Raw genomic sequence first — 835 nt, forward strand, 5'->3', positions numbered from 1 at the left:
GGCGTAAGAAGCAAATTTTTGAACCGACTCGAAGCGTTGAATATCGCCGATTTCGTAGAGGATGGTCAGCGCGAGTATGCGACCAATACCTGGGATTGTTTTTAGCAGGTAAAAGTACGCGGGTTGATGTTTCTTGGCCTGTTTTTCGAAGAACCATTCCACTTGGCTAAGCTCGCGGTGATAGCACTCGAGAACCGCCATATCGAGGCTGATATTGCGTTGCACAACAGGATCATCAAAGGTCGAGTTGAGTTGTTCGCGCGCACCAACGTTTTTTAGATTTACTTTGTTTGGCGGTAAGTTGTACTGGCTGGTGGTATTTACGACATGGGCTTTTAAGTCCGCGCCGTGTCGTACCAGGTTGGTTCTGCGACGCAACAAGTCGCGCGTTGCCCTCATATTGCGAGGATACACATAGGCCAGAGGGAAGTTTCCACCGCGCATCAGGGCCGCAATTTTAAACGAGTCCACACGGTCATTTTTGGTTTTGCCGCCGTGGATAGCTTTCATGTACAAAGCGTGGCCGAGAATAAATTCAATATCATGGTCTTCACAGAAGTCAGCGACCCAGTACCAACAATGCATACATTCAACGCCGAGGACAATATCATCTAAATAGGGCGTGATAAGTTTAATCAGCGCATCTGGTTTGGCGGGAATATCTTTGTGCAGCAGAGTTTCACCTTGCTGACTAATGATGCAAACATAGAGACTGCGGGCGTGCAAATCGATTCCACAATAATGCTGATGAGTGCTATTGTAAAAGTTCATTGGGTCTTCTCCTTTTTGGTTTGGTCGCCTCCCAGTTTAGCCAAGTTGGCTAAACTGGGGAGAA

General features: G+C 47.4%; 1 protein-coding gene. It reads right to left on the bottom strand.

What is annotated here, in order from left to right:
* A partial coding sequence (locus DQW12_RS13295; protein WP_113908357.1) for an IS110 family RNA-guided transposase occupies positions 1-771 on the bottom strand: 771 nt, incomplete at its 3' end.
* Between the last annotated feature and the right edge of the window lie 64 nt (positions 772-835).

This window comes from Aliidiomarina celeris (assembly GCF_003316875.1).
Lineage (GTDB): Bacteria > Pseudomonadota > Gammaproteobacteria > Enterobacterales > Alteromonadaceae > Aliidiomarina > Aliidiomarina celeris.